Raw genomic sequence first — 21,136 nt, 5'->3', positions numbered from 1 at the left:
GGCCCCCGCCGCCGGCCCGCCGGCCGGGGCGGCGCTCTCGCGGAAGACCGGAACCTCCTCGGCTCCGGAGGAGTACGGCGCGGGCGCGCCCGGCGTGGTGATCTCGCGCAGGCCGCGCACCGCGCCGTGCAGGCGATCCAGCACCTCGGGAGGCATCGAGTCGGCCAGGTCGATCACCGCGGCGGCCCGGGGGTCGGTGCCCCTGGCCTCCCGCTTCTCCTCGTCGGTGAGCGCCGCGGTGCGCAGCGCCAGGATCTCGTCGATCTCCGTGGCGTCGTACAGGACGCCGGGGCTCTCGGGGGCGATGGCCGGATGGTCCTCGAGGATGATCGGTGAGGAGAGCACCAGGTCGCGGGAGTCCGGCTCCCCGGCCAGCACCGGCCAGGTGTGCAGATTGCGGCAGCCCGTGACCGCGGGCGCGGCCCACTCCGGGGGGTCGGTCAGCGACAGGAAGGCGCCGGTGTCCAGGCACAGCAGGGTGTGCGTGGCGACCAGGGAGCGCAGCAGCGCGGCGTCGCGGTCCTCGCTCTCGGCCGGCAGCCAGGTGCTGGTGTTCTCCACCACGAGGGTCAGGCGCTGCGTGGTGTACGGCCCGCCCAGAGGCTCCGCCGACAGGCGCACGCGGCCGGCGATGTCCTCACGGCGCCGCACCAGCCGTCCCACGACCCGTCCTTCGGCGTCCTCGACCGGCTCGGTCTCCTCGGCCGCGGGACGGGAGAAGGGCAACTCCAGGCCGGGGCCGGTCAGTTCCTCCACCGGGACGGTGAAGCGGACCTGCTCCTCGGTGCCCTCGTCCCAGGGCACCAGGACCCGGTCGTCGAGGCGGAGTTCGGGCACGGTCCCGAACCGGCCGTCCGGCAGGGCCCGCTGGACCGTGCGCCGCTGGGCGTGCAGGAAGCGCACCTCGACGGCGAGGGCCGCGCCGCGCCGGGGCTCCATCAGCAGTTCGGTGTGCTGGAAGTCGTGCTCGTCGGCCGCGGTGGTCCACGACGGCGGCACCAGCACCCCGAACTGCCAGCGCAGCCGGTTCTTCGCGGCCGACGCCCGGTACGGGTACAGCACGTATCCCTCGAAGAGCACGGCGTCGGCGACCTGACGGGCGACGGCCAGGCGGTTCTCGGTCGCCGGGGGGAACGCCGTCAGGGGTGTCGTGGTCACGGTGCCCCCTCCCCGGCCGCCGCCAGCAGCCGGTCCACGGTCGCCTCCCAGGAGGGCAGCGCCTGACCGGAGCGGTAGGCGAGCAGCGCGTCCATGGTGTCCCGGGGCAGCCGCACCCAGGCCGAGCCCGGGAAGTGCTGCTCGATCATCTCCCGCCAGATCTTCACCGGCATCCGGAAGGTGGCCTCCCGGTCCCAGGGGACCGGCTCGACGTGGAAGCCGCCGGCGCCGGTGAAGGCGGTGCCGGAGAACAGCATCAGCAGGGGTACGTCGCTGTCGTCGAGTGCGTGGAAGTAGCGGGTGGAGGCGATGTCCATGTCGTAGGTGCAGGGCACCGGCAGGTCGGCCTCCGTCTCGCCGGTGAAGCCCTGCACCATCAGCTGGACTTGGGCGAACTGCACGGGCTTGAGGCTGCTCCCCCACCGGGAGCGTTCGCCGAAGAGGTCGCCCAGGGCCGCCGCCTCGGTGTCGTCGTAGGCGCGCCGGGCGGGTTCGATGCGGATCTGGCAGCGCAGCGCCAGCGCGTGCACCCGGGTGTCCGGGGACGAGGTGACGCGCAGCCGGAACACCAGGGTGGGGCCGGCCGCGTACGGGTCGGCGCGCACGCCGGTGCAGCTGAAGGCGAACTCGGTCACGCGTGACTCCTGCGCGGTTGACGGGCGTCGCGGGCCCGCTCGCGGACATGGGCGAAGAAGGCGGCCAGTTCGGCGTGTGCCTCGGCACCGCCGTCGAAGCCCTGCCAGTGCAGGCGCATGCGGCCCACCAGCTCGTAGCAGATGTCGATCGGCACCAGATGGCACTCCACGCGGCCCTCGTGCTTGCGCAGCAGCAGCGCTTCCACGTCGGCTTCGAGGAGCCGGGCGAGCAGGGAGCCGCCGAGCACCGACTGCCAGGTCTCCGGGTCCAGTTCGCTCTCGGTCGCCCCGGCCGGGCTCGGGTAGAAGGCGACCGTGCGGCCGAGCGCGGAGTTGCGGAACAGGAAGACGACACCCACCGGGATGCCCAGCCGCTCCCAGGTCCCCTCGTCGATGCCGTGCGCCGAGTCGGTCAGACAGCGGCCGGGGACGGTGCGGAAGCGCCCGCCGGCCGCGCCCGGGCGTTCCAGCACCTGGGCGCACGGATCGCAGGCGCAGGCCAGGGACCGCCGTTCGGTGTCGACGAGATGCCGGTGGCGCTCGCCGGGCAGCGGCGTCGCGCACAGCTCGCAGCGCTCCTCGCGGGGAGCGCGGGCGGCCAGGAACCGCGCCAGACCGCCCGGCCGGGCGGCACCGGGGCCGTGCCGCCGGTCACCCGGGGCGGGGGTGGTCCGGGCGGTGCGGGGGCCATGGACGCTCCTGTCGGAGCCGGAGCCGTACGCGCTCTTCTCGACGCCGGAGCCGTACGCGGGCCGCTCGACGCCGGAGCCGTACGCCCTCCTGTCGACGCCGGGGCCGTGCGAACTCCTCTCGGCGCCGGAGCCGTCGGACCGCTCGACGCCGGAGCCGTATGCACTCCCGTCGGCACCGGAACCGTACGCACTCGCGTCGGCACCGGAACCGTACGCACTCGCGTCGGCACCGGAACCGTACGCACTCCTGTCGACGCCGGGGCCGTGCGAACTCCTCTCGGTGCCGGAGCCGTACGCGGGCCGCTCAACGCCGGAGCCGTACGCACTCGCGTCGGCACCGGAACCGTACGCACTCCTGTCGACGCCGGGGCCGTGCGAACTCCTCTCGGTGCCGGAGCCGTACGCGGGCCGCTCAACGCCGGAGCCGTATGCACTCCCGTCGGTGCCGGAGCCGTACGCGGGCCGCTCGGCGCTCGGTGCGCCGCTCACGAGGCCCGGCCGGCCGGCGGGCGGCCGCTCGTGCTCAGCGCGCCGGGCGGCCCCGACCCGATCTGCAGCAGTACCGGCTCGCGGGCCGTGTCCGCGTCCAGCCGCACCTCGGTGACCTCCGGGGCCAGGCCGGCCAGGGCGTCCCGGGCCGCCTGTTCCACGGCCTCGCGGGTGCTGCCGCAGCCGCAGCCGGCCGATCCGGTGAGCCGCAGCCGCAGGGCGCCCGAGTCCGTGTCGAAGCCGGCGTTCTCCACGGGGTACGGCACGGCGTCCAGTGCCCGGGCGATGCGGGGCTCCACGTCGGCCGGGTGCAGGTCGTGCAGCACCAGCAGGCTCGCCACCACTTCGTCGTCGAGCAGCGCGGTGAGGGCCTGTTCGCCCGGTGCGCCGGGGAGACGCCCCAGCAGCTCCACGATGCGGGCGAGGCCGGCGCCGTAGAACTGCATGAGCACCCGGACGAGTTCCTCCGCGGCCTCGCACGCGGCGGGGTCGCCGCTCTCGGCGAGCCGGTCGAGCACCTCCTCGACCATGCGCCCGGCCGCCTCGGCGCTCACCGTGCCGCGGTCCGCCGCGCCCTGCGCGCCGCTCATCCGGCCAGGCCGCTCAGGCCGGTGGGGACGTGCATGCTCTTCACCGTCCTGCCTCCGCCCACGTACATGTGGACACCGCACGGCAGGCACGGGTCGAAGCTGCGCACGGTGCGCATGATGTCGATGCCCTTGAAGTTCTCCGGCGGGTTCTCCTCGAAGATGGGCGTGTTCTGCACCGCGTCCTCGTAGGGGCCCGGCGTGCCGTAGCTGTCGCGGACGGAGGCGTTCCACGGGGTGGGCGGGTACGGGTGGTAGTTGGCGATCTTCCCGTCGCGGATGACCAGGTGGTGGGAGAGCACGCCGCGCACCGCCTCGGTGAAGCCGACGCCGATCGACTCGTCGGGGACCTCGAACTTCTCCCAGGTCTGGGTGCGTCCGGCGCGCACCTCCTCCAGGCCCTTCTCCGCGAAGTGCAGGGCGACGGCGGCCGAGTACGCCTGGAAGTAGGTGCGGGCGCGGTTGCGCTCCAGGGCGTTGCTCCACTGCGGGATCTTCCACTCGAAGGTGGTCTCGGGCTTGGTCAGGGTGCGCGGCAGGTTGATGACGACGCTGTGCCCGGTCGCCTTGACGTAGCCGATGTCGACCAGCCCGGACAGGGCGGTGGACCACAGCCGGGCGATGGGGCCGCCGCCGGTGTCGAGCGCCAGGTGGTCCTTGCCGTCGAACCACCTCGGCGACATCACCCAGCTGTACTTGTCGTCGAAGTTCCGCTTCTGCGGGGCGGGGAGGGTGTGCTGGTTCCACGGGTGGCGCGGGTCGACCGGGTTGCCGAGCGGGTCCCGGGTGACGAACTGCTCCTGGCCCTCCCAGTCCTCGTAGTAGGAGCTGCCCAGCAGGATGCGGATGCCGAGGTTGATCTCGGTCAGGTCGTTGGTGACCAGTTTGCCGTCCACGATCACGCCCGGGGTGACGAACATGCGCCGGCCCCAGTCGGTCATGTTGGCGTAGGTGAAGTCGCAGTACTCCGGGTCGTTGAGCGCGCCCCAGCAGCCGAGCATCACCCGGCGGCGGCCGACGTTCTCGTAGCCGGGCAGCGCCTCGTAGAAGAAGTCGAACAGGTCGTCGTGGAGCGGCACGACCCGCTTCATGAACTCGACGTAGCGCATCAGGCGGCTCAGGTAGTCCGTGAAGAGCTGCACGGAGGCGACGGTGCCGACGCCGCCCGGGTACAGCGTGGAGGGGTGCACATGGCGGCCCTCCATCAGGCAGAACATCTCCCGCGTGTACCGGCTGACCTGGAGCGCCTCCCGGTAGAACTCGCCCTCCAGCGGGTTGAGGGAGCGCATGATGTCGGCGATGGTGCGGTAGCCGTGCTCGGCGGCGTGCGGGGCCTCGGTGCGCTCGGCGAGTTCGAGAACGCCCGGGTTGGTCTCGCGGACCATCTTCTCGCAGTAGTCGACCCCGACCAGGTTCTCCTGAAAAATGTTGTGGTCGAACATGTACTCGGCGGCCTCGCCGAGGTTGATGATCCATTCACCGAGGTGCGGGGGCTTCACCCCGTAGGCCATGTTCTGCGTGTACACCGAGCAGGTGGCGTGGTTGTCGCCGCAGATGCCGCAGATGCGGCTGGTGATGAAGTGCGCGTCGCGCGGGTCCTTGCCGCGCATGAAGACGCTGTAGCCGCGGAACACCGACGAGGTGCTGTAGCACTCCGCCACCTGCTTCTGCTTGAAGTCGATCTTCGTGTGGATGCCGAGGCTGCCCACGATCCGGGTGATCGGGTCCCACGCCATCTCCACCAGGCCGGTGCTGTCACCGGTGGTCGTCGTCGCCATCGTGTCTGTGCTGCCCTTCGGTCGGTCGGGGTGTGCGAGCGGGGGGAGTGCCGACGGTGATCGGGTGCGGGGGCCTCACCACGGCGGGCGGTAGCCGGTGGTGATCTTCCGGCCGGTGTGGCGCCACTTGGGTTCCTTGTCCACGGTGTCGGCCGTGATGGAGCGCAGCCGGCGGACCAGCGCGCCGTAGGCGCGGCTGCCGGTGCTGGAGAGCTTGGCGCCGGGGGGCTCGTCCATGAACGGCATGAACTTGTCGGGGAAGCCGGGCATGGTGCAGGCGATGCAGATGCCGCCCACGTTCGGGCAGCCGCCGATCCCGTTCATCCAGCCGCGCTTGGGCACATTGCACTTCACGACCGGCCCCCAGCAGCCGATCTTCACCAGGCACTGCGGCGAGTCGTACGACAGCGCGAACTGGCCCTGCTCGTAGTAGCCGGCCCGGTCGCAGCCCTCGTGCACGGTCGCCCCGAACAGCCAGGTGGGGCGGAGCTTGTCGTCCAGCGGGATCATCGGCGCCGAGCCGGCGGCCTGGTAGAGCAGGTAGGTGAGGGTCTCGGCGAAGTTGTCGGGCTGGATGGGGCAGCCCGGCACGCAGACGATGGGGATGCCCGCCTTGGACTTCCAGTCCCAGCCCAGGTAGTCGGGCACGCCCATGGCGCCGGTGGGGTTGCCGGCCATGGCGTGGATGCCGCCGTAGGTGGCGCAGGTGCCGATCGCGACGACGGCGAGCGCCTTGGGCGCCAGCCGGTCGATCCACTCGCTGGTGGTGATGGGCTGGCCGGTCTCCGGGTTGTCGCCGAAGCCGCACCAGTAGCCCTCCGGCTTGATCTCCTCGTTGGGGATGGACCCCTCGATCACCAGGACGAAGGGGTCGATCTCGCCTCGTTCGCCCTTGAAGAACCACTCGATGAACGTGTCCGCCCCTCCGACCGGGCCGCACTCGAAGTCGATCAGCGGCCAGTGCACGGCGATCTTCGGCAGCCCGGGCAGCGCGCCCAGGGCGATCTCCTCGATGCTGGGCTGCATGGCGGCCGTCAGGGCGACCGAGTCTCCGTCGCAACTCAGGCCCGCGTTGATCCAGAGGATGTGGATCGGCTTGTCGTCCGTGCCGACCGCGCCAGAGGTGTCCGGCGCCTCGCTCGTGGCCGGGGTTGCTGCGTTCATCGATGCCTCCTGGGGAGGAATGCGGCAGAGCCGATGCGTCGGCCCCTGGGGTTCCCTGCTAAGAGTCGGCCACCTGCTCCGCCTTCGCAGCGGAGCCGATGCGCTCGGACGACGCGGACCGCTCGTGCACGGACGCGGTCTGCTCGCGTACGGAAGCGGCCTGCTTGCGGACGAACGCCCGGCGCAGCGCGTGGTACGGCGATGCGGGGTCGAAAAAGATCCTTCGCATGCGGTCGAGTTCTCGCGCGCGGACCGCCGCCAGCGGAGTGAGGGCCTCCCGCCGCTCGCTCTCGGCCTTCTTCTCGGCGAGCCGTGCGGGCGCCCCGGGAGAAGCCGCCCAGAGTTCGGCCAGTCGGGTGACCTCGGCCGTGAAACGGGCCGGAGCACACTCGACGAGCCGGTCGGCCAGACCCAGTTCCACGGCCCTGGCGGCGCTGACCGGCAGCGCCTGCGTCATCAGCCGCTCGGCCGCCGCGGGACCGACCCGGCGGGGCAGGCTGTACGTCCAGTACTCCGAGCCGTACAGGCCCATCAGCCGGTAGTGCGGATTGAGCACGGAACCGGAGCGGCACCACACCTCGTCCGCCGCGAGGGCCAGCATGACCCCGCCGGCGGCCGCGTTGCCGCCGAGCGCGGCGACGACCAGCCGGTCCGTGGTGGTCAGAACGGCCTCGACCAGGTCGTTCATGGCGTTGATGTTGGCCCAGGACTCGGCCGCCGGGTCGGGTGCGGCCTCGATGACGCCCAGGTGGATGCCGTTGGAGAAGAAGTCCCGGGCGCCGCCGAGCACCAGGACCGTGGTGGGCCGCTCCAGCGCGGCCCGGTAGGCGGCCAGCAGGCGCCGGCAGTGGCCGGTGGACATGGCGCCGCCCGGGAACGAGAAGGACAGCACGCCGACCGGTCCGTGCTCCTGGTAGCGGATGTCCGACCAGGTGCCCTCGGTGTCCTTGGTGTCCTCGGTGTCCTTGGTGTTCTTGGTGTTCTTGGTGTCCTTGGTGTCCTCGGTGTCCTTGGCGCATGGCAGCACCGGCAGGGGCGCCTCCGGCAGCCGGGGCAGGCGCCCGGCCAGGGCCAGGGTGGCGGGCAGCTTGCAGGCGCGCGGCTCACCGGGGCGGCTGCGCTGCCGCAGCTCCGGGATCCACACCGCGCCGTCCGTCGTCGCCCGGCAGACGGCGCCCGCACGGGTCGCCAGCAGCTCGCCGGGGCGGCCGCGCAGCCGGTGCTCGGCGTGGCCGCCGTGCAGGAACCATGCGCCGCCGAGCAGCGTGTCCAGCACGCCGGGCTGGGAATCGGCGGCCCGGAGCTTGCGCAGAACCGTCTCGGTGGTGTCCTCGGCCCACGCGATCCGGCGCGTCTCCTGGCGCATCGGGGGCCGGGTGCGGGCCCCGGGGGCGCTCGGCAGGGTGCGCTGGCCGGCGGGGGTGAAGGTGCCGGAGGCGAACCTCTCCACCGCCGTCAGCACGGCGTCGAGGGCCGCGTCCGCCAGCTCGTTGCGGTACAGGTCGCTCTTGCCGGCCCCCGGCGGCACGGGGAAGCCGGCCGTCGCCCACACCGGCCCGGCGTCCATCTCCGCCTCGGCCTGCAGCACGGTGACACCCCACTCCGCGGCGCCCTCCTGGAGCGCCCAGTCGAGGGAGGACGGGCCGCGGTCGCCCACGGGGCCCGGATGGACGATCAGGCAGGTGTGCCTGGTCCACACGTCACGCGGGACGACCGTCTTCAGCATCGGGGCCAGGACGAGATCGGGCGCGTGCCGCTCGACGGCGGCGCGCACGTCGTCGCCCGTGGCGGTCACCTCGACGGCGACGGTGTGGGCGCGGTCGCGGAGCTCGGCGTGCACGCGCTGCGTGAGGCTGTTGTAGGCACTGGCGATGAGCAGGATGCGCATGTCGAATCTTCCGGGTCTCCCGGGTCTTCCGGGTTGCGGCGCGGGCGGCTGGGCCACGGGCTGCGATCGTCCGGTATCCAGGCCCCGGGGCCGCGGCAATGAATCCCGTTCATCACTCGTACGAGGCGCGCTTCCCGCCACATGGAAGGCTGCGGGCGTGTGACGGGCGGGTGACGAACCCGGGGCTGCTCGTGCGGCGGGCCGGGCTGCGTGCGGCGGGCCGGGCTCCGCGCGGCGGTCTGGCCGATATGACTGATATGTCCACTGAGGGGAACCCGGGGTGTCCGGACGCGCGAGGTGTGCCCTCGATGACAGGCAGGACGCGCAGAGCGCGCAGGACACGACAGCGGACAGGCAGGTCGGCACATGGCCAGGAGGCACGAGTCACGACAGTCGGACGATCACGGGCCCAGCCGTCACCAGGGCTCGGAGCACCACGGCTGGTCGCCCGACGTCGACGAGCAGCGACAGCAGGACAACCCCAGCGCCCACCGCTCCTTCCACCCGGAGGAGCACGCGCCGTCGCGCGGAGCGGGGCGCGAACCGTCGAAGGAGGAACGCACCTCCGTCCCCGGCGACGTGGCGAAGAGCGACACCCGGCGCGGCGAGGAGTACGGCGCCGAGCCTCAGCAGGGCAAGCGGGACACCGAGCGCAGGGGCCCTTCCGGGCGCCCCGCCGGCAGCAAGGACGCCTCGGAGTTCACGGGCGTCGACCCGGAGGACGACTCCTGACCGGGCACCTGCGTCATGCGCTCGCGGCGAGCCGGGTGCGCAGGTTGTGCAACTGGCGGGCCCGCATCATCCAGTGCGCGGGCTCCCGGAGCAGCAGATCGACCGGCCGGGTGAGCCGGAGCGGCCGGGCACGCCGCGCGTACGGACGACCAGGCGCGTCGCGTCGGGCGGCTCCGGCCGCAGCTGGAAGCCCCAGATTCCCGCTCCCCCGCGCCGGCGGCAGGGGCTCGGTGTGCGGATCGTCATCGCGGCCGGCTGGAACAAGACGGACATCGGCCAGGACGGGTCCGTGACCTCGCCGCACGCTCCTCGCCATGGTGACCGGACGCTCCACGCCATGGTGACCGGACGCTCCTCGCCATGGTGACCGGACGCTCCACGCCATGGTGACCGGAGGTGGACCGTTCATGATCACTGGGCCCAGGGAGCGGATCACCCGGCGGCACGGGCACAGGCGTCCGTGAGCAGCCCGGAGCGGCCCTGAGGCCGCCGCCGGGCCCCGCCCATGACCGGCAATGACCATCCGACGACGGCAGCAGCACCGACCTGATATGCGGGTGCGCATACTGTGAGAGCGGGCCTGCTACCAGTCCGTCAGGTCGACGAGCAGATCGCAGTGCGGGTCGTCACCGGCGGGCTGCTGGTACTGCTCTTCCGTGATCAGGCTGGGAAGAGCGGCGATCAGCGCCGTGGGTGCGTTGGTCAGCCGGATGTCGACGCCGATGATGCCGGGCTGATCGGGCCGCTGCACATACAGGCGCAGCACTGCATGACCACACATCAGAAAACCGACCAGGAAAGGGTTTTCCTCGTCGCCGGGGTCGGACAGCGCCCGCACGACAGTGAGCACCTGACCCTCTTCGGGTTCGGGGTCCGGGGTGATCTCCTCGGGCCGGAGGCGGACGACGGTCATCCCCATGGCCTCGCTGATGTCGCTGCTGCTGTAGAGCTGCGTGCCTTTCAGCACGGTGCGCAGGATTCCGGGGATGTAGTAGGGGGCTACAACGTCGTGAGGGATCTCGTACAGGAACGTGGCGCCGTCCTCGTCGTCCCCGGCATGGACGGCGATGCGTACGGCGCCCGGGGCGGGCAGGACACCACGCAGGTGCCAGTCCTCGGCGAGGGGCGCGTTGAGGTAGTAGAGCAGCAGACGGCTGACAGCCGCCTGCTGATCCCGGTCTTCGGGATCCGTCACTTGTTCATCCATCCGGGACACTTGTTGTGCGGCTGGTTGCGGCAGAAGGCGTTGATGACACCTATCTTCTGCCCCTTGACGGCGTCGTACCTTCCGTCCTTCGTCTTGCGCGTGTACTGCACGATCACAGTGAATGTGACCTGTGCGGGCTGGCCGCCGGTCTTGATGGCAACGCCGTCGTACTCCCGGCATCAGTCGACGTGCACCGGACTCGCTTGTCGAACGGGTCCGGCATCGCCGGATTCGGCTTGGCCTGCGCGGGGGAAGCGCCGGACAGGAGAAAAGCAGCGCAAAGGACAGCGGCCGGTAATGCGATGATCTTCCTCATGCGGCGATCTTGACATGCACAACAACGGACATGCACCGCAGTTTTGGGACACATCCGGGCGGACATCTCAGCCGCAGCCACTCCGCGACCCGCGGTAACCCTGTCCACCTCGCGGCAGCGGGCGGCCACCGCCCCGGGCCCCTGCACGGAACAGCACCCACTCGTCCGGAACCAACCGCTCCACCAGAGCAGTCATGCACGGCCCGACGAGCGATCACGCCGAACGAAACGACGTCTTCATGCGCGCAGGGTGCCCGGCGCGAGGGCCGCTCGGCCCGGGGCGAGGGCCGCTCGGCCTGGGGCGAGGGCCGCTCGGCCTGGGGCGAGGGCCGCTCGGCCTGGGGCGAGGGGGCCGACCGGGGGGCGGATCGGGAAGCCGGCCGGCGTGTGCCGGGGAGCCGACCGGCGTGTGCCAGGGAGCCGACCGGCGTGTGCCAGGGAGCCGACCAGTGCGTGCCGGGGAGCCGACCGGTGCGTGCCGGGGAGCCGACCAGTGCGTGCCGGGGAGCCGACCAGTGCGTGCCGGGGAGCCGACCGGTGCGTGCCGGGGAGCCGACCGGTGCGTGTCGGGGAGCCGACCGGTGCGTGTCGGACCGCTTGGAGCCGCGTCGCGGTCCGGACACTGCGTTGAGAAGCCCGCCGCTTCTCTCCCGTGGCACGCGGACGCCACGGGGCGTTCCGCGACCGGAAAGGATCCGCTCATGCGCTACGCCGTCCTCGGCACCGGCATCGTAGGCCGGACCATCGCCGCCAGACTCGCCGCGCTCGGCCACCAGGCCCTGATCGGCACCCGTGACGTGCAGGCGACCCTCGCCCGCACCGGGCCCGACCCCATGGGCAACCCGCCCTTCGCCGAATGGCACACGGCTCACCCCGAGGTGCGGCCCGCGCCCTACGCCGAGGCCGCCTCGCAGGCGCAGGCCGTGGTCAACGCGACCTCGGGCGGCGCCAGTCTCGCGGCCCTGACCGCCGCGGGCGCGGACAACCTCGCGGGCAAGGTGCTGATCGACGTCGCCAACCCGCTGGACGCCTCCGCCGGAATGCCGCCGGTGCTGAACCCGGTCAACACCGACAGCCTCGCCGAGCAGATCCAGCGGGCCTTCCCCGAGGCGAAGGTCGTCAAGACCCTCAACACCATGAACTGCCGGATCATGGTCGATCCCTCCCGTGTGCCGGGCGAGCACAACGCGTTCGTCTCGGGCGACGACGCCGCCGCCAAGGAGCAGGTGACCGAGCTGCTGCTCTCCTTCGGCTGGCCACGGTCCGCCGTGCTGGACCTCGGCGACATCACCACCGCCCGCGGTGCCGAGATGCTGCTGCCGATGTGGCTGCGCCTGTTCGGAGCGTTCGGCCACCCGGACTTCAACTTCCACATCGCCCGCGCCTGACCGCCGGTCACCGCAGGGTCTGACCACCGGTCACCGCAGGGTCTGACCACCGGTCACCGCAGGGTCTGACCACCGGTCACCGCAGGGTCTGACCACCGGTCACCGCAGGGTCTGACCGCCGGTCACCGCAGGGTGAACCAGGTGCGCTTCCCCTCGTCGGTGGGGCGGGCGCCCCAGCTGTCCGCGAGCATGCGGACCAGATTGAGGCCGCGGCCGGACTCCTCGTCCTCCTCGGCACGACGGGGTTCCGGCAGATGACAACTGCCGTCGCTCACCTCGACCGTGAGTTCCGCGGCGGTGCGGCACACATGCAGGGTGATGGGCCCGCGGCCGTGCTGCACCGCATTGGTGAGCAGCTCGGACACGAGGAGCCGTGCGTCGTCGGTCTTCTCCTGGCAGCCCCATGCGGCGAGGGTCTTGGCGAGGAAGGAACGCCCCTCGTGCACGGACTCGGGGCGGGCGGGCAGTGCCGTCGTGGCGGAGGCGAGGGGCGCCGCGGGCAGCTGGACCAGCAGGAGGGTGACGTCGTCGTCGTGCCCCTCGGCGTCCGGGCGCAGCGTGGACAGGATGCGGTCGGCCGCCGTGTCCAGGCTCGGTGTGCGGGTGGTGAGCAGCGAGCCGCAGGTGGACGTCAGCTGGCGGATCCGGTCCTCGATGTCGCAGTCGGGGGTCTCTATCAGGCCGTCGGTGTACAGCACCAGGGTCGCGCCGGGCGGGACCGGGGACGTGGACTGCTCGTACAGGACGTCGCCGACGCCGAGGGGTGCGTTCACCGAGGCGGGCAGCGGACGTGCCGCCTCACCGGGCGCGGCGACCAGGACCGGGAGGTGGCCGGCGGAGCACAGGGTCACCTCGCCCTCGTCGGCGGCGACGACCAGGTAGCAGCAGGTGACCAGCTGGTCGGGGACGTCCAGGTCGGCCACGCAGGTGTCCAGGGTCTGCATCAGCCGCCGGGGCTGCATGCCGGTCTTGGCCAACGCGTGGGCCGCCGAGCGCAGTTGACCCATCACGGCGGCCGCCTCCAGGCCGCGGCCCATCACATCGCCGATCAGGACACCGACCCGGCCGGCGCCGAGCGGGACGAGGTCGAACCAGTCGCCGCCCACCCCGGCGCCCTGGGTGGCGGGCCGGTAGCGGCTGGCGGTGACGAGTTCGGGGACGGCGGGCGGCGTGCCCATCAGGCTGCGCTGCAGGGTGAGGGCGACATGGCGCTGCTGTTCGTACAGCTCGGTCAGCTTCGCCTCGGCCCGCTTGCGGTCGCTGATGTCGCGGACGATGGCGCAGGCGCCGATGACCGTGCCGTCCGGGGCCCGCCGCGGCCACACGGTGACGTCGACGTCCAGCAGGGCGCCGCTCTTGGTGACGCGCAGGGTCTCGAAGTGCTCCACCTTCTCACCGCGCCGCAGGCGGCTGAGCAGCGCGGTGACCTCCTCGTGCCGGTCGTCCGGGGCGAGCAGGGACACATGCCGGCCCGTCGCCTCGGCGGCCGTGTATCCGTACAGCCGCTGGGCGGCCGTGTTCCAGTAGGTGATGTACCCGTCGAGCGTCTTGGCGAGGATGGCGTCCTGGGAGGACTCCACCAGCGAGGCCAGTTCGCTGATGCGCTCCTCGGCGGCCTTGCGGTCGCTGACGTCGCGCACGGCGGCCGACACGAGCAGCCCTTCGGTGGTCTCCAGGGGGCTGAGGCTGATCTCGACCGGGAACTCGCTGCCGTCCCGGCGCAGTCCGTACAGGTCCAGCCCGGCCCCCATGGGACGGACCTGCCGGTTCGCGGCGTAAGCGCTGCGGTGCTGCGTGTGGTGACCGCGCAGCCGGTGCGGGACGAGCAGTTCGACGGACTGGCCGAGGAGTTCCTCGCGCCGGTAGCCGAAGAGCGCCTCGGTCTGGGCGTTGACCAGCTTGATGGTTCCCGTGTCGTCGACGATGACCATGGCGTCCGGTGCCGCTTCCAGCAGCCCGCGGAAACGCTCCTCCGCGGTTCCCGGCGCGCCGGGCTGCGCGGGGATCACCTGGGTGCCCGGTTCCCGGGCGGCGACGGGACAGATGGCCGTCGCGTCGGTCTTGTTCTTCATGTCGGACCCAGCCGTGCTGCCGCCAGTGGTAAGGGCCCATCCCAGCGCGCACGGACGCCGGCCACGCGGGCTTGTCGCCAACTGTCGCTATGGGGCCGAACCTGACGGTTCGGTGAGCGGCGGGGGCAGCGAATGGTCACTCGGGGTCCATGACCCGAAAGGTAATCGACCGCCTGTGCGGTTGCTGCCATGATCGGCGGCATACGGATTCCGACCGACCGATCGACCGGAGGGGCACCATGACCGCCTACGCCATCGCCCGGCTGCACCGGGTCACGCCGCATGCGGACGTCGCCGAGTACATCGAGCGCATCCAGGGCACCTTCGAGCCGTACGGCGGTCGTTTCCTGGTGCACGGCAGGCAGCACGAGGTGGTGGAGGGGGACTGGCCCGGGAATGTCGTGATGATCGCCTTTCCGGGGATCGCCGAGGCGCGGGCGTGGTGGAGCTCCCCCGCCTACCGGGAGATCGCCCCGCTGCGCACCCGGCACAGCGAGGCCGACATCGTCCTGGTCGAGGGCGTCCCCGAGGACTACGACCCGAAGGTCACGGCCCAGGCCGTGCGGGAGAGCCTCGACGTCGGGTGAGACGACACCGGGTGAGGCGGTCCCGGTCGCCGAGCTGGAGGGGCACGAGGGCGTAGTCACCGGCCATGCCGTTGCCCGCCCGTGCTGCCGCGGCTGGTGACCAGGACGCAGCAGCGGGGGGTGCCCGGCAGCAGCGGGCGGATCTGGGAGAACGAGCGGGCGTTGTCGAGGACGTTCAGCACCCGCCGGCCGTCCGGCACGCTGCGGAACAGGGCGGTGCGTTTTCCTTCCGGAATGGTCCGCGTCGAACTTTTCTGAAAGGAACGGGAATTGCGTATCCGAATGGCTCTCGGCACGATGCTCGCCGCCGTGCTCACCGTTATGGCGCCCGCCGCACGGGCGGCCGGCGGCGACGAGGCACGGCCCACCGAGCGGTCCTGCGGCACGCTGCGGCTGACGGGCTCACTGCCGGTGCCGCCCGCGGGGATGGCGGTGGAGCGGGAGGTGTCGATCGGCGCGGTCTGCACGGCCCGGTACGGCACGGTGCGGATGGTGCCGGCCGGCAAGGCCGAGGGCGCGGCGGCCCGGACCATGGCGGCGGCGTCCGGCACGAAGAAGGCAGCGTCCGGCGCGAAGGCGACGTCCGGCGCGAAGGCGACGTCCGGCGCGAAGGCGGACGGCACTCACCGGGTGTCGAGCTGGAACGAGATGTACGACTGCTGCAACATCCGGATGACCGGCCTGTACACGGCCTCCGAGTGGACCACCGGCGGCAGCCGGGTCGCGGCCGCTTCGACCGGGGCCACCCAGCAGTTCAACCGCGAGCCGTGGAACGCCGGCTGGTCGCTGGTCTCGGCCCGCAGCGACACCGACTGCAGCGCCGACTGCGCGGTCTCCCGCACCGAGGCGCACGCGGACTTCGGCTACCGGGGCATCTTCGACCCGACCGGCTCCTGGTACGCCAACACCCATCACTCCTACGTGGACCTCGCCGCCGACGGCACCGCCTCATGCCGCTTCGACGTGGAGGCGCGGCACACCTTCGCCGGCTGGAACTGGCGCCACGGCTGCGCCTGACGGGCGGCGGCAGCAACCTGTCACGGACGCGGCAGCGGTGCGACGGCGCTTCCTGCACTCGCCGGGACCTTTTCAGTCTCGCCCGCCGTGCCGGGGCAGGACGGGCACGTCGCCCGCTGGTGGATCCCGGACCCCGAGTGCGCCTCCCTGGGCGTCCTCTGGGCACCCCCGGGGGACTTCTCCCCGGTGACGACCAGTTCGCCGCCCTCCTCGGACACCACGGGCTCGATGCGGCCGAGTTCGATGCCGGCGGCCCGTTCGCTCCCCAGGGTGGCGCAGAACGTGCCCCCGGCGGCCATGGGCTTCAGATGGCGCGCCTTCAGCTCCTCGCTGCCGTACAGCTGCACCATGCTGGTGCCGAGCACCGAGATGAAGAGGGTGAAGGCCGCTCCGGCGTCGCCGTATCGACCGCGTCGACCTCGGCCGGGGTGAGCCCGGCGGAGGCGAGGGCGTGGCGGATGACGCGTTCCTGGGAGGGGCCGTTGGGTGCGGTGAGGCCGTTGCTCTCGCCGTCCTGGTTGACGGCGCTGCCGCACCGCACGGCCAGCACCCGGCGTCCCTCGCGGCGGGCGTCGGACAGCCGCTGCAGCACCAGCACGCCGACGCGCTCGGACCAGCCGGTGCCGTCGGCGTCGTCGGAGAACGCCTTGCAGCGGCCGTCGGCGGCCAGCCCCGCCCTGCCGGCGAACTCCACGCGCCCCGGTGGCGGCTTGTCACCGGGCCGTGACGCGAACTACTGTCACCACGCCTTGGTGACGGGAAACCGGTGTGATGCCGGTGCGGCCCTCGCCACTGTGATCGGGAAGTCCGGCTCCGGTCCTCACGGACAGCCACTGGGTCTTGGGACCCGGGAAGGCGGAGCACGGGCGGTGGTACCCGTCAGCCAGGAGACCGGCCAAGGCACGTCAACCATCCACGAGGTGCTGGAGAGGGTCTGCTGAGCCATGCACATAGCCGAGGGTTTTCTGCCGCCGGCGCACGCGGTCGCCTGGGGCGCCGCATCCGCGCCGTTCGTGATCCACGGAGCCCGGTCGCTCATCCGTGAAGTGAGGGAACACCCCGAGAGCACGCTGCTGCTTGGCGCGTCGGGAGCCTTCACCTTCGTTCTGTCGGCGCTGAAACTGCCCTCGGTGACCGGGAGTTGCTCCCATCCCACCGGTACCGGGCTGGGCGCGATCCTGTTCCGGCCGCCGGTGATGGCGGTGCTGGGCACCATCACCCTGCTGTTCCAGTCGCTGCTGCTCGCCCACGGCGGCCTGACCACGCTGGGCGCCAACGTCTTCTCCATGGCGGTCGTCGGACCCTGGGCCGGTTACGCCGTGTACCGGCTGCTGCGGCGCTGCGACGTGCCGCTGATGGCCGCCGTGTTCTGCGGCGCGTTCCTCGCCGACCTGTCGACGTACTGCGTGACCAGCGTGCAGCTGGCGCTGGCCTTCCCGGACCCGGGCAGCGGATTCCTGGGCGCGCTCGGCAAGTTCGGGTCCATCTTCGCGGTGACGCAGATCCCGCTGGCGGTCAGCGAGGGGCTGCTGACCGTGCTGGTGATGCGGATGCTGGTGCAGTCCAGCAAGGGCGAACTGACCCGGCTGGGCGTGCTGGTGGCCGGGGCGGGGTCCGCCCGCACCGCGGAGCGGAAGGCGGTGGCCCGGTGAAGCGCAGCACCCGGATCAACCTTCTGCTGCTGCTCGCGGTGGCCGCGCTCGCGGTGCTGCCGCTGGCGCTCGGGCTCGGCGACCACAAGGAGGAGCCGTTCGCCGGGGCGGACGGGGAGGCGGAGACCGCCATCACCGAGCTGGACCCCGGCTACGAGCCGTGGTTCTCCCCGCTGTACGAGCCTCCGTCCGCCGAGATCGAGTCGGCCCTGTTCGCCCTGCAGGCCGCGATCGGCGCCGGGGTCCTTGCCTACTACTTCGGTCTGCGGCGGGGCCGCCGCCAGGGCGAGGCCAGGGCGCTGGCCCGCACCGAACCGGAGCACGAGCCCGCGGGCGACGGGGGCGGCGGCGACGAGACCGCGTCCCGGCCGCGGAGCTGACCGGGCGTGCTGCCGATCGACGCGGCGGCGCACAGCAGTCGCTGGCGCCGCCGGCATCCCGTGGACAAGGCGGTGCTCGGTCTTGGCCTGACGGTGCTGGCGATCTCGCTGCCGCCGTGGCCGGGCGCGGTGCTGGTGATCGCGGCCGCGCTCGCCGTGCTGCTGGGTCCTGCGGGCGTGCCGGCGCGGCGGCTGTGGCGCGCCTACCGGGTGCCGCTGGGCTTCTGTGTCACCGGGGCGCTCACCCTGCTGGTGCAGGTGGGCGGGCCCGGCGGTTTCCTGGCGCTCGCCGACGACGGGCCGCTGCGCGCCGGGGAGTTGCTGCTGCGCACCTCGGCCGCCTCGCTGGGCGTGCTGCTGTTCGCCTTCACCACCCCCGTGTCCGATCTGCTGCCCCGCCTGGTCCGGGCCGGGGTGCCGGCTCCGCTGGTGGACGTGGCGCTGGTGACGTACCGCATGAGCTTTCTGCTGCTCGACTCGGTGCGGCGGATCCGGGAGGCGCAGGCGAGCCGGCTGGGGCACACCACCCGCGCGGCCGCCTGGCGTTCGCTCGGCGGTCTCGGCGCCACCGCGTTCGTCCGGTCCTTCGACCGGGCGGCCCGGCTCCAGGCGGGACTCGCCGGGCGCGGCTACGACGGCACCCTGCGGGTGCTGGTCCCCGAGGCGCGCGTCTCCGTCCGCTTCACGGCCGCGAGCCTCGCCCTGCTGGCGGCGCTGACCGCCCTCACCCACGTCCTGGAAAGGCCCCTGTCGTGACCGAACCGGCCCTGGTCGCCCTGCGGGGCGCGTCGTTCGCCTACGAGGACGGGCCGCTGGTACTCAGCGGCCTCGACTTCGAGGTCCCCGAGGGCCGCGCGCTGGCGCTGCTGGGGCGCAACGGCAGCGGCAAGACCACGCTGATGCGCCTGCTCAGCGGCGGACTGCGCCCGCTGGAGGGCGAGTTGACCGTCGAGGGCCGGCCGGTGCGTCACGACCGCAAGGGGCTGACCCGGCTGCGGACCACCGTGCAGCTGGTGGTGCAGGACCCCGACGACCAGCTCTTCGCCGCGTCCGTCGGCCAGGACGTGTCGTTCGGGCCGCTGAACCTCGGGCTGCCGGACGAGGAGGTGCGCGCCCGGGTGGCCGGGGCGCTGGCCGCCCTCGACATCTCCCACCTCGCCGACCGGCCCACCCATCTGCTGTCCTACGGGCAGCGCAAGCGGACCGCGATCGCGGGCGCCGTCGCCATGCGGCCCCGGGTGCTGATCCTGGACGAGCCGACCGCCGGTCTCGATCCCGACGGCCAGGAGAGGCTGCTGGCCACGCTCGGCCGGCTGCGGGCGGGCGGCACGACGGTGGTGATGGCCACCCATGACGTGGACCTCGCGCTGCGCTGGGCCGACGACGCCGCGCTGCTCACCCCGTCGGGGGTGCGCACCGGTCCGGCCGGTGAGCTGCTGGCCCGGGCCGATCTGCTGGCGGAGGCGGGGCTGCGGCTGCCGTGGGGGGTCGCGGTGGGGCAGCTGCTGCGTGCGCACGGGTGGCCGGCGGACGGGGCCGGGCCCCGGACACCGGAGGAGCTGGCCGCGCTGGCCGCGGCACACGCCACCGGCCGATGAGTGCGGGGCCCTCCGCAGCGCGGCTCCGGTTCCCGGCATCTGCCGGTGCCGGGAACCGGAACCTCCCCCGTGCTCCCCGCGCCCATGGTGCCCGCTCACCGGCCCGGGCCGCATTGCCGGATTCCGGCAGAGTTCATTAGGGTCAGCCTGCCGGTGGGAGGCCGGGGGCGTCACACGGGCGTCAGGATCACGGGGGGCCGGGGGAGCATGGTGGAGCGGGAGATTCCGGAGCAGTATCTCGAGGGGTACGCCCGTCTGCTCGCCGATGTGGCCGCCACCGGCCGGCGCCTGACCCGGGACGAGCTCTCCGCCCGCCGGGCGCTGGGCGAGCGGGCCGCGGAGGCCGGCTACGGGATGCGTGCCCTGGTCCGCGCCCATCTGTCCGCCGCCCGCACGGCCTGGCCGCGCGGCAATGCTTCGGTGGACGACGCGCTGGCCGCCGTCCAGCAGGCGGTGGACGCCTTCGCCGAGGGCTACGAGCGCGCCCAGCGGCTGGCGGTGCGCCAGGAGGTTGCGGCGCGCCGGGAGTTCATCGACGACCTGCTCTACGGCCGCAGCGACCTGGGCCGGCTCGCCGAGCGCGCCGAACGCTTCGGCCTGCGCCTGTCCCACGCGCACGCCGTGGCGGTGGCCCGCGGCCCCGCCGCCTACGACGAGGGCGACGCCGTTCCCCGCCAGGTGGAGCGTGCGCTGATCGCCCGTTTCGGCGACCGCCATGTGCTGCTCAGCACCAAGGACGGGCGGCTGCTGTGCATCGCGCCCGGACACCAGAAGGAAATGCTCACGGTCTTCGCCAAGCAGGCGCACGCCGCCACCGACGGCGGCCAGGTGGCCATCGGGCGGGCGCACAGCGGGCCGGGCGGGGTGGTGCAGTCCTACAAGGAGGCCTTGAGCGCGCTGGAGATCGCCGAGCGGCTGGAGCTGGACGACCCGGTGCTGCACGCGGCCGACCTGCTGGTCTACCCGGTGCTCGCGCGCGACCGGCAGGCCATGACCGACCTGGTGCACCACGCCCTCGGTCCGCTCACCAAGGCCCGCGGCGGTGCCCGGCCGCTGCTCGACACCCTGACCGCCTACTTCGACTCCGGCTGCGTCGCCGCCGAGGCCGCCCGGCGGCTGTCGCTGAGCGTGCGGGCCCTGACCTACCGCCTGGAGCGCATCCACAAGCTCACCGGCGCCAATCCCGCCGACCCGGCCCAGCGGTACATGCTGCAGACCGCGGTCATCGGCGCACGTCTGCTGGGCTGGCCGGCCGACGGGGAGTGAGCGCGGCCGGCCCGGTGCAGCGCCGATCGGCGGCCGGGCCGCCCCACATCCGTCAGGCATCCGTCAGGCGGCCCGTCCGGCGGCGTGCCAGGCCGTCAGGCATCGGCAAGCAGCCCGCCCGGCGGTATGCCGGGCCGTCAGGGTCCCCAGCAACCTCCGTCAGGCGGCCCGCCCTGCGGCGCGCCGGGCCATCAGGCGTCCGTAGCCGCCCCCGTCAGGCTGCCTTCAGCTCGACGCCCTTCTTCTGGACGGCGTGGATGACCGGAAGCGGCAGGCCGGCGAAGGAGCGCAGCTCGGTGATCGTGGCCTCGACCTCCACCTTGCCCGGCCGCACGGTGTCGGCGTGCACCGAGCCGGTGTTCTTCCAGGTGCGCAGGGTGCCGTCGCACACGGCCCGGGTGCCGCCGATGCCGTAGCGGACCGTGGAGCTGCCCTGGTGGACGGAGGAGCTGACGAAGGCCGGGCCGGTGGCGCCGGTGCAGCGGTAGGTGCCGGAGAGGGTGACCTTGCCGTCGCCGGTGATGCGGCCG

Annotated in this window: 22 protein-coding genes, 2 pseudogenes and 1 riboswitch; of the genes and pseudogenes, 10 read left to right on the top strand and 14 right to left on the bottom strand. The window is 72.7% G+C overall.

All coding sequences use genetic code 11. The features are described from left to right. The 7 genes and pseudogenes from ABD207_RS15265 to ABD207_RS15235 form a co-directional block, all read right to left on the bottom strand. A pseudogene (locus ABD207_RS15265) lies at positions 1 to 1,158 on the bottom strand (hypothetical protein); the annotation flags it as partial. Further along, on the bottom strand, positions 1,155 to 1,793 hold the full coding sequence (locus tag ABD207_RS15260; RefSeq protein WP_344013338.1) for a DUF6084 family protein: 639 nt from the start codon (positions 1,791 to 1,793) through the stop codon (positions 1,155 to 1,157). The gene ABD207_RS15260 and the pseudogene ABD207_RS15265, both read right to left, overlap by 4 nt. After that, a complete protein-coding gene (locus ABD207_RS15255; RefSeq protein ID WP_344013613.1) occupies positions 1,790 to 2,407 on the bottom strand; it encodes a DUF5947 family protein in 618 nt (205 codons plus the stop codon). Before ABD207_RS15255 ends, ABD207_RS15260 begins: the two co-directional genes overlap by 4 nt. A 563-nt stretch (positions 2,408 to 2,970) precedes the next feature. Continuing rightward, positions 2,971 to 3,564, bottom strand: coding sequence for a hypothetical protein (locus ABD207_RS15250; RefSeq protein WP_344013336.1), 594 nt, complete (start codon positions 3,562 to 3,564; stop codon positions 2,971 to 2,973). Continuing rightward, positions 3,561 to 5,339, bottom strand: coding sequence for a nickel-dependent hydrogenase large subunit (locus ABD207_RS15245; protein WP_344013335.1), 1,779 nt, complete (start codon positions 5,337 to 5,339; stop codon positions 3,561 to 3,563). Before ABD207_RS15245 ends, ABD207_RS15250 begins: the two co-directional genes overlap by 4 nt. 75 nt (positions 5,340 to 5,414) lie before the next feature. Continuing rightward, positions 5,415 to 6,503 carry an NADH-quinone oxidoreductase subunit B family protein gene (locus tag ABD207_RS15240; RefSeq protein ID WP_344013333.1) on the bottom strand — a complete coding sequence of 363 codons (1,089 nt, stop codon included), beginning with the start codon at positions 6,501 to 6,503 and terminating at the stop codon, positions 5,415 to 5,417. A 58-nt stretch (positions 6,504 to 6,561) separates the two neighbouring features. Beyond that, the gene (locus ABD207_RS15235; RefSeq protein WP_344013331.1) at positions 6,562 to 8,391 is read right to left on the bottom strand and encodes a hydrogenase maturation protein; all 1,830 of its coding nucleotides are present in this window, start codon (positions 8,389 to 8,391) and stop codon (positions 6,562 to 6,564) included. A gap of 366 nt (positions 8,392 to 8,757) precedes the next feature. Between ABD207_RS15235 and ABD207_RS15230 the strand changes: the two genes are divergently transcribed. Both ABD207_RS15230 and ABD207_RS15225 read left to right on the top strand, forming a co-directional pair. Next, positions 8,758 to 9,123: a hypothetical protein gene (locus ABD207_RS15230; RefSeq protein ID WP_344013329.1), complete on the top strand. Its 366-nt coding sequence runs from the start codon at positions 8,758 to 8,760 to the stop codon at positions 9,121 to 9,123. A 73-nt stretch (positions 9,124 to 9,196) separates the two neighbouring features. Beyond that, positions 9,197 to 9,490, top strand: coding sequence for a hypothetical protein (locus ABD207_RS15225; protein WP_344013328.1), 294 nt, complete (start codon positions 9,197 to 9,199; stop codon positions 9,488 to 9,490). 216 nt (positions 9,491 to 9,706) lie between these two features. Here ABD207_RS15225 and ABD207_RS15220 read toward each other — a convergent pair whose 3' ends face one another. Together ABD207_RS15220 and ABD207_RS15215 are read right to left on the bottom strand one after the other, a co-directional pair. Next, positions 9,707 to 10,318 carry a hypothetical protein gene (locus ABD207_RS15220; RefSeq protein ID WP_344013327.1) on the bottom strand — a complete coding sequence of 204 codons (612 nt, stop codon included), beginning with the start codon at positions 10,316 to 10,318 and terminating at the stop codon, positions 9,707 to 9,709. After that, a complete protein-coding gene (locus tag ABD207_RS15215) occupies positions 10,315 to 10,440 on the bottom strand; it encodes a hypothetical protein (RefSeq protein ID WP_344013326.1) in 126 nt (41 codons plus the stop codon). Before ABD207_RS15215 ends, ABD207_RS15220 begins: the two co-directional genes overlap by 4 nt. A 907-nt stretch (positions 10,441 to 11,347) precedes the next feature. On the opposite strand from ABD207_RS15215, the gene ABD207_RS15210 reads away from it, so the two are divergent. Next, complete coding sequence (locus tag ABD207_RS15210; protein WP_344013324.1) at positions 11,348 to 12,034, top strand: NADPH-dependent F420 reductase; 687 nt, start codon at positions 11,348 to 11,350, stop codon at positions 12,032 to 12,034. A gap of 122 nt (positions 12,035 to 12,156) precedes the next feature. On the opposite strand, the gene ABD207_RS15205 is transcribed toward ABD207_RS15210, so the two are convergent. After that, entirely contained in the window at positions 12,157 to 14,106 is a 1,950-nt protein-coding gene (locus ABD207_RS15205) for a PAS domain S-box protein (RefSeq protein ID WP_344013322.1), read from the bottom strand. A 239-nt stretch (positions 14,107 to 14,345) separates the two neighbouring features. Here ABD207_RS15205 and ABD207_RS15200 point away from each other — a divergent pair, with 239 nt between their 5' ends. Further along, entirely contained in the window at positions 14,346 to 14,693 is a 348-nt protein-coding gene (locus ABD207_RS15200) for a DUF1330 domain-containing protein (RefSeq protein WP_343998062.1), read from the top strand. 56 nt (positions 14,694 to 14,749) lie between these two features. Here the strand turns inward: ABD207_RS15200 and ABD207_RS15195 are convergent, their stop codons facing one another. Then, positions 14,750 to 14,893 carry a hypothetical protein gene (locus ABD207_RS15195; RefSeq protein WP_344013629.1) on the bottom strand — a complete coding sequence of 48 codons (144 nt, stop codon included), beginning with the start codon at positions 14,891 to 14,893 and terminating at the stop codon, positions 14,750 to 14,752. Between the two features lie 82 nt (positions 14,894 to 14,975). Here ABD207_RS15195 and ABD207_RS15190 point away from each other — a divergent pair, with 82 nt between their 5' ends. Further along, positions 14,976 to 15,710, top strand: a complete 735-nt coding sequence (locus tag ABD207_RS15190; RefSeq protein WP_344013320.1) for a hypothetical protein — start codon at positions 14,976 to 14,978, stop codon at positions 15,708 to 15,710. Between the two features lie 20 nt (positions 15,711 to 15,730). Here ABD207_RS15190 and ABD207_RS15185 read toward each other — a convergent pair whose 3' ends face one another. Together ABD207_RS15185 and ABD207_RS15180 are read right to left on the bottom strand one after the other, a co-directional pair. Continuing rightward, the gene (locus ABD207_RS15185; protein ID WP_344013318.1) at positions 15,731 to 16,075 is read right to left on the bottom strand and encodes a hypothetical protein; all 345 of its coding nucleotides are present in this window, start codon (positions 16,073 to 16,075) and stop codon (positions 15,731 to 15,733) included. A 38-nt stretch (positions 16,076 to 16,113) separates the two neighbouring features. After that, a pseudogene (locus ABD207_RS15180) lies at positions 16,114 to 16,404 on the bottom strand (beta-ketoacyl synthase N-terminal-like domain-containing protein); the annotation flags it as partial. Between the two features lie 39 nt (positions 16,405 to 16,443). Next, positions 16,444 to 16,624, top strand: a riboswitch (cobalamin riboswitch). Between the two features lie 30 nt (positions 16,625 to 16,654). Here ABD207_RS15180 and ABD207_RS15175 point away from each other — a divergent pair. From ABD207_RS15175 to ABD207_RS15155, 5 genes are all read left to right on the top strand, one after another. Next, complete coding sequence (locus ABD207_RS15175; protein WP_344013316.1) at positions 16,655 to 17,362, top strand: energy-coupling factor ABC transporter permease; 708 nt, start codon at positions 16,655 to 16,657, stop codon at positions 17,360 to 17,362. Continuing rightward, positions 17,359 to 17,742, top strand: a complete 384-nt coding sequence (locus tag ABD207_RS15170) for an energy-coupling factor ABC transporter substrate-binding protein (protein ID WP_344013315.1) — start codon at positions 17,359 to 17,361, stop codon at positions 17,740 to 17,742. The genes ABD207_RS15175 and ABD207_RS15170 overlap by 4 nt, the downstream gene beginning before the upstream one ends. Before the next feature lie 6 nt (positions 17,743 to 17,748). Beyond that, entirely contained in the window at positions 17,749 to 18,498 is a 750-nt protein-coding gene (cbiQ, locus tag ABD207_RS15165; RefSeq protein ID WP_344013314.1) for a cobalt ECF transporter T component CbiQ, read from the top strand. Beyond that, a complete protein-coding gene (locus ABD207_RS15160; RefSeq protein ID WP_344013313.1) occupies positions 18,495 to 19,340 on the top strand; it encodes an energy-coupling factor ABC transporter ATP-binding protein in 846 nt (281 codons plus the stop codon). The genes cbiQ and ABD207_RS15160 overlap by 4 nt, the downstream gene beginning before the upstream one ends. Positions 19,341 to 19,547: 207 nt before the next feature. After that, positions 19,548 to 20,606 carry a PucR family transcriptional regulator gene (locus ABD207_RS15155; protein WP_344013311.1) on the top strand — a complete coding sequence of 353 codons (1,059 nt, stop codon included), beginning with the start codon at positions 19,548 to 19,550 and terminating at the stop codon, positions 20,604 to 20,606. 214 nt (positions 20,607 to 20,820) lie between these two features. Here the strand turns inward: ABD207_RS15155 and ABD207_RS15150 are convergent. Continuing rightward, positions 20,821 to 21,136 (bottom strand): DUF6299 family protein (locus ABD207_RS15150; protein WP_344013309.1); only part of this gene is annotated, 316 nt, incomplete at its 5' end.

Source organism: Streptomyces thermospinosisporus (assembly GCF_039526425.1).
Taxonomy (GTDB): domain Bacteria; phylum Actinomycetota; class Actinomycetes; order Streptomycetales; family Streptomycetaceae; genus Streptomyces; species Streptomyces thermocarboxydovorans.
Note: the sequence above shows the minus strand (reverse complement) of the source record. Positions and strands in the feature narration are given on the sequence as shown.

What these genes read in the sequence shown, in the direction of transcription:
- ABD207_RS15250 (WP_344013336.1), bottom strand. Translation starts at nt 3,564, where the DNA reads ATGAGCGGCGCGCAGGGCGCGGCGGACCGCGGCACGGTGAGCGCCGAG.
- ABD207_RS15155 (WP_344013311.1), top strand. Translation starts at nt 19,548, where the DNA reads ATGGTGGAGCGGGAGATTCCGGAGCAGTATCTCGAGGGGTACGCCCGT.
- ABD207_RS15205 (WP_344013322.1), bottom strand. Translation starts at nt 14,106, where the DNA reads ATGAAGAACAAGACCGACGCGACGGCCATCTGTCCCGTCGCCGCCCGG.
- ABD207_RS15235 (WP_344013331.1), bottom strand. Translation starts at nt 8,391, where the DNA reads ATGCGCATCCTGCTCATCGCCAGTGCCTACAACAGCCTCACGCAGCGC.
- ABD207_RS15200 (WP_343998062.1), top strand. Translation starts at nt 14,346, where the DNA reads ATGACCGCCTACGCCATCGCCCGGCTGCACCGGGTCACGCCGCATGCG.
- ABD207_RS15230 (WP_344013329.1), top strand. Translation starts at nt 8,758, where the DNA reads ATGGCCAGGAGGCACGAGTCACGACAGTCGGACGATCACGGGCCCAGC.
- ABD207_RS15240 (WP_344013333.1), bottom strand. Translation starts at nt 6,503, where the DNA reads ATGAACGCAGCAACCCCGGCCACGAGCGAGGCGCCGGACACCTCTGGC.
- ABD207_RS15210 (WP_344013324.1), top strand. Translation starts at nt 11,348, where the DNA reads ATGCGCTACGCCGTCCTCGGCACCGGCATCGTAGGCCGGACCATCGCC.
- ABD207_RS15175 (WP_344013316.1), top strand. Translation starts at nt 16,655, where the DNA reads ATGCACATAGCCGAGGGTTTTCTGCCGCCGGCGCACGCGGTCGCCTGG.
- ABD207_RS15245 (WP_344013335.1), bottom strand. Translation starts at nt 5,339, where the DNA reads ATGGCGACGACGACCACCGGTGACAGCACCGGCCTGGTGGAGATGGCG.
- ABD207_RS15190 (WP_344013320.1), top strand. Translation starts at nt 14,976, where the DNA reads ATGGCTCTCGGCACGATGCTCGCCGCCGTGCTCACCGTTATGGCGCCC.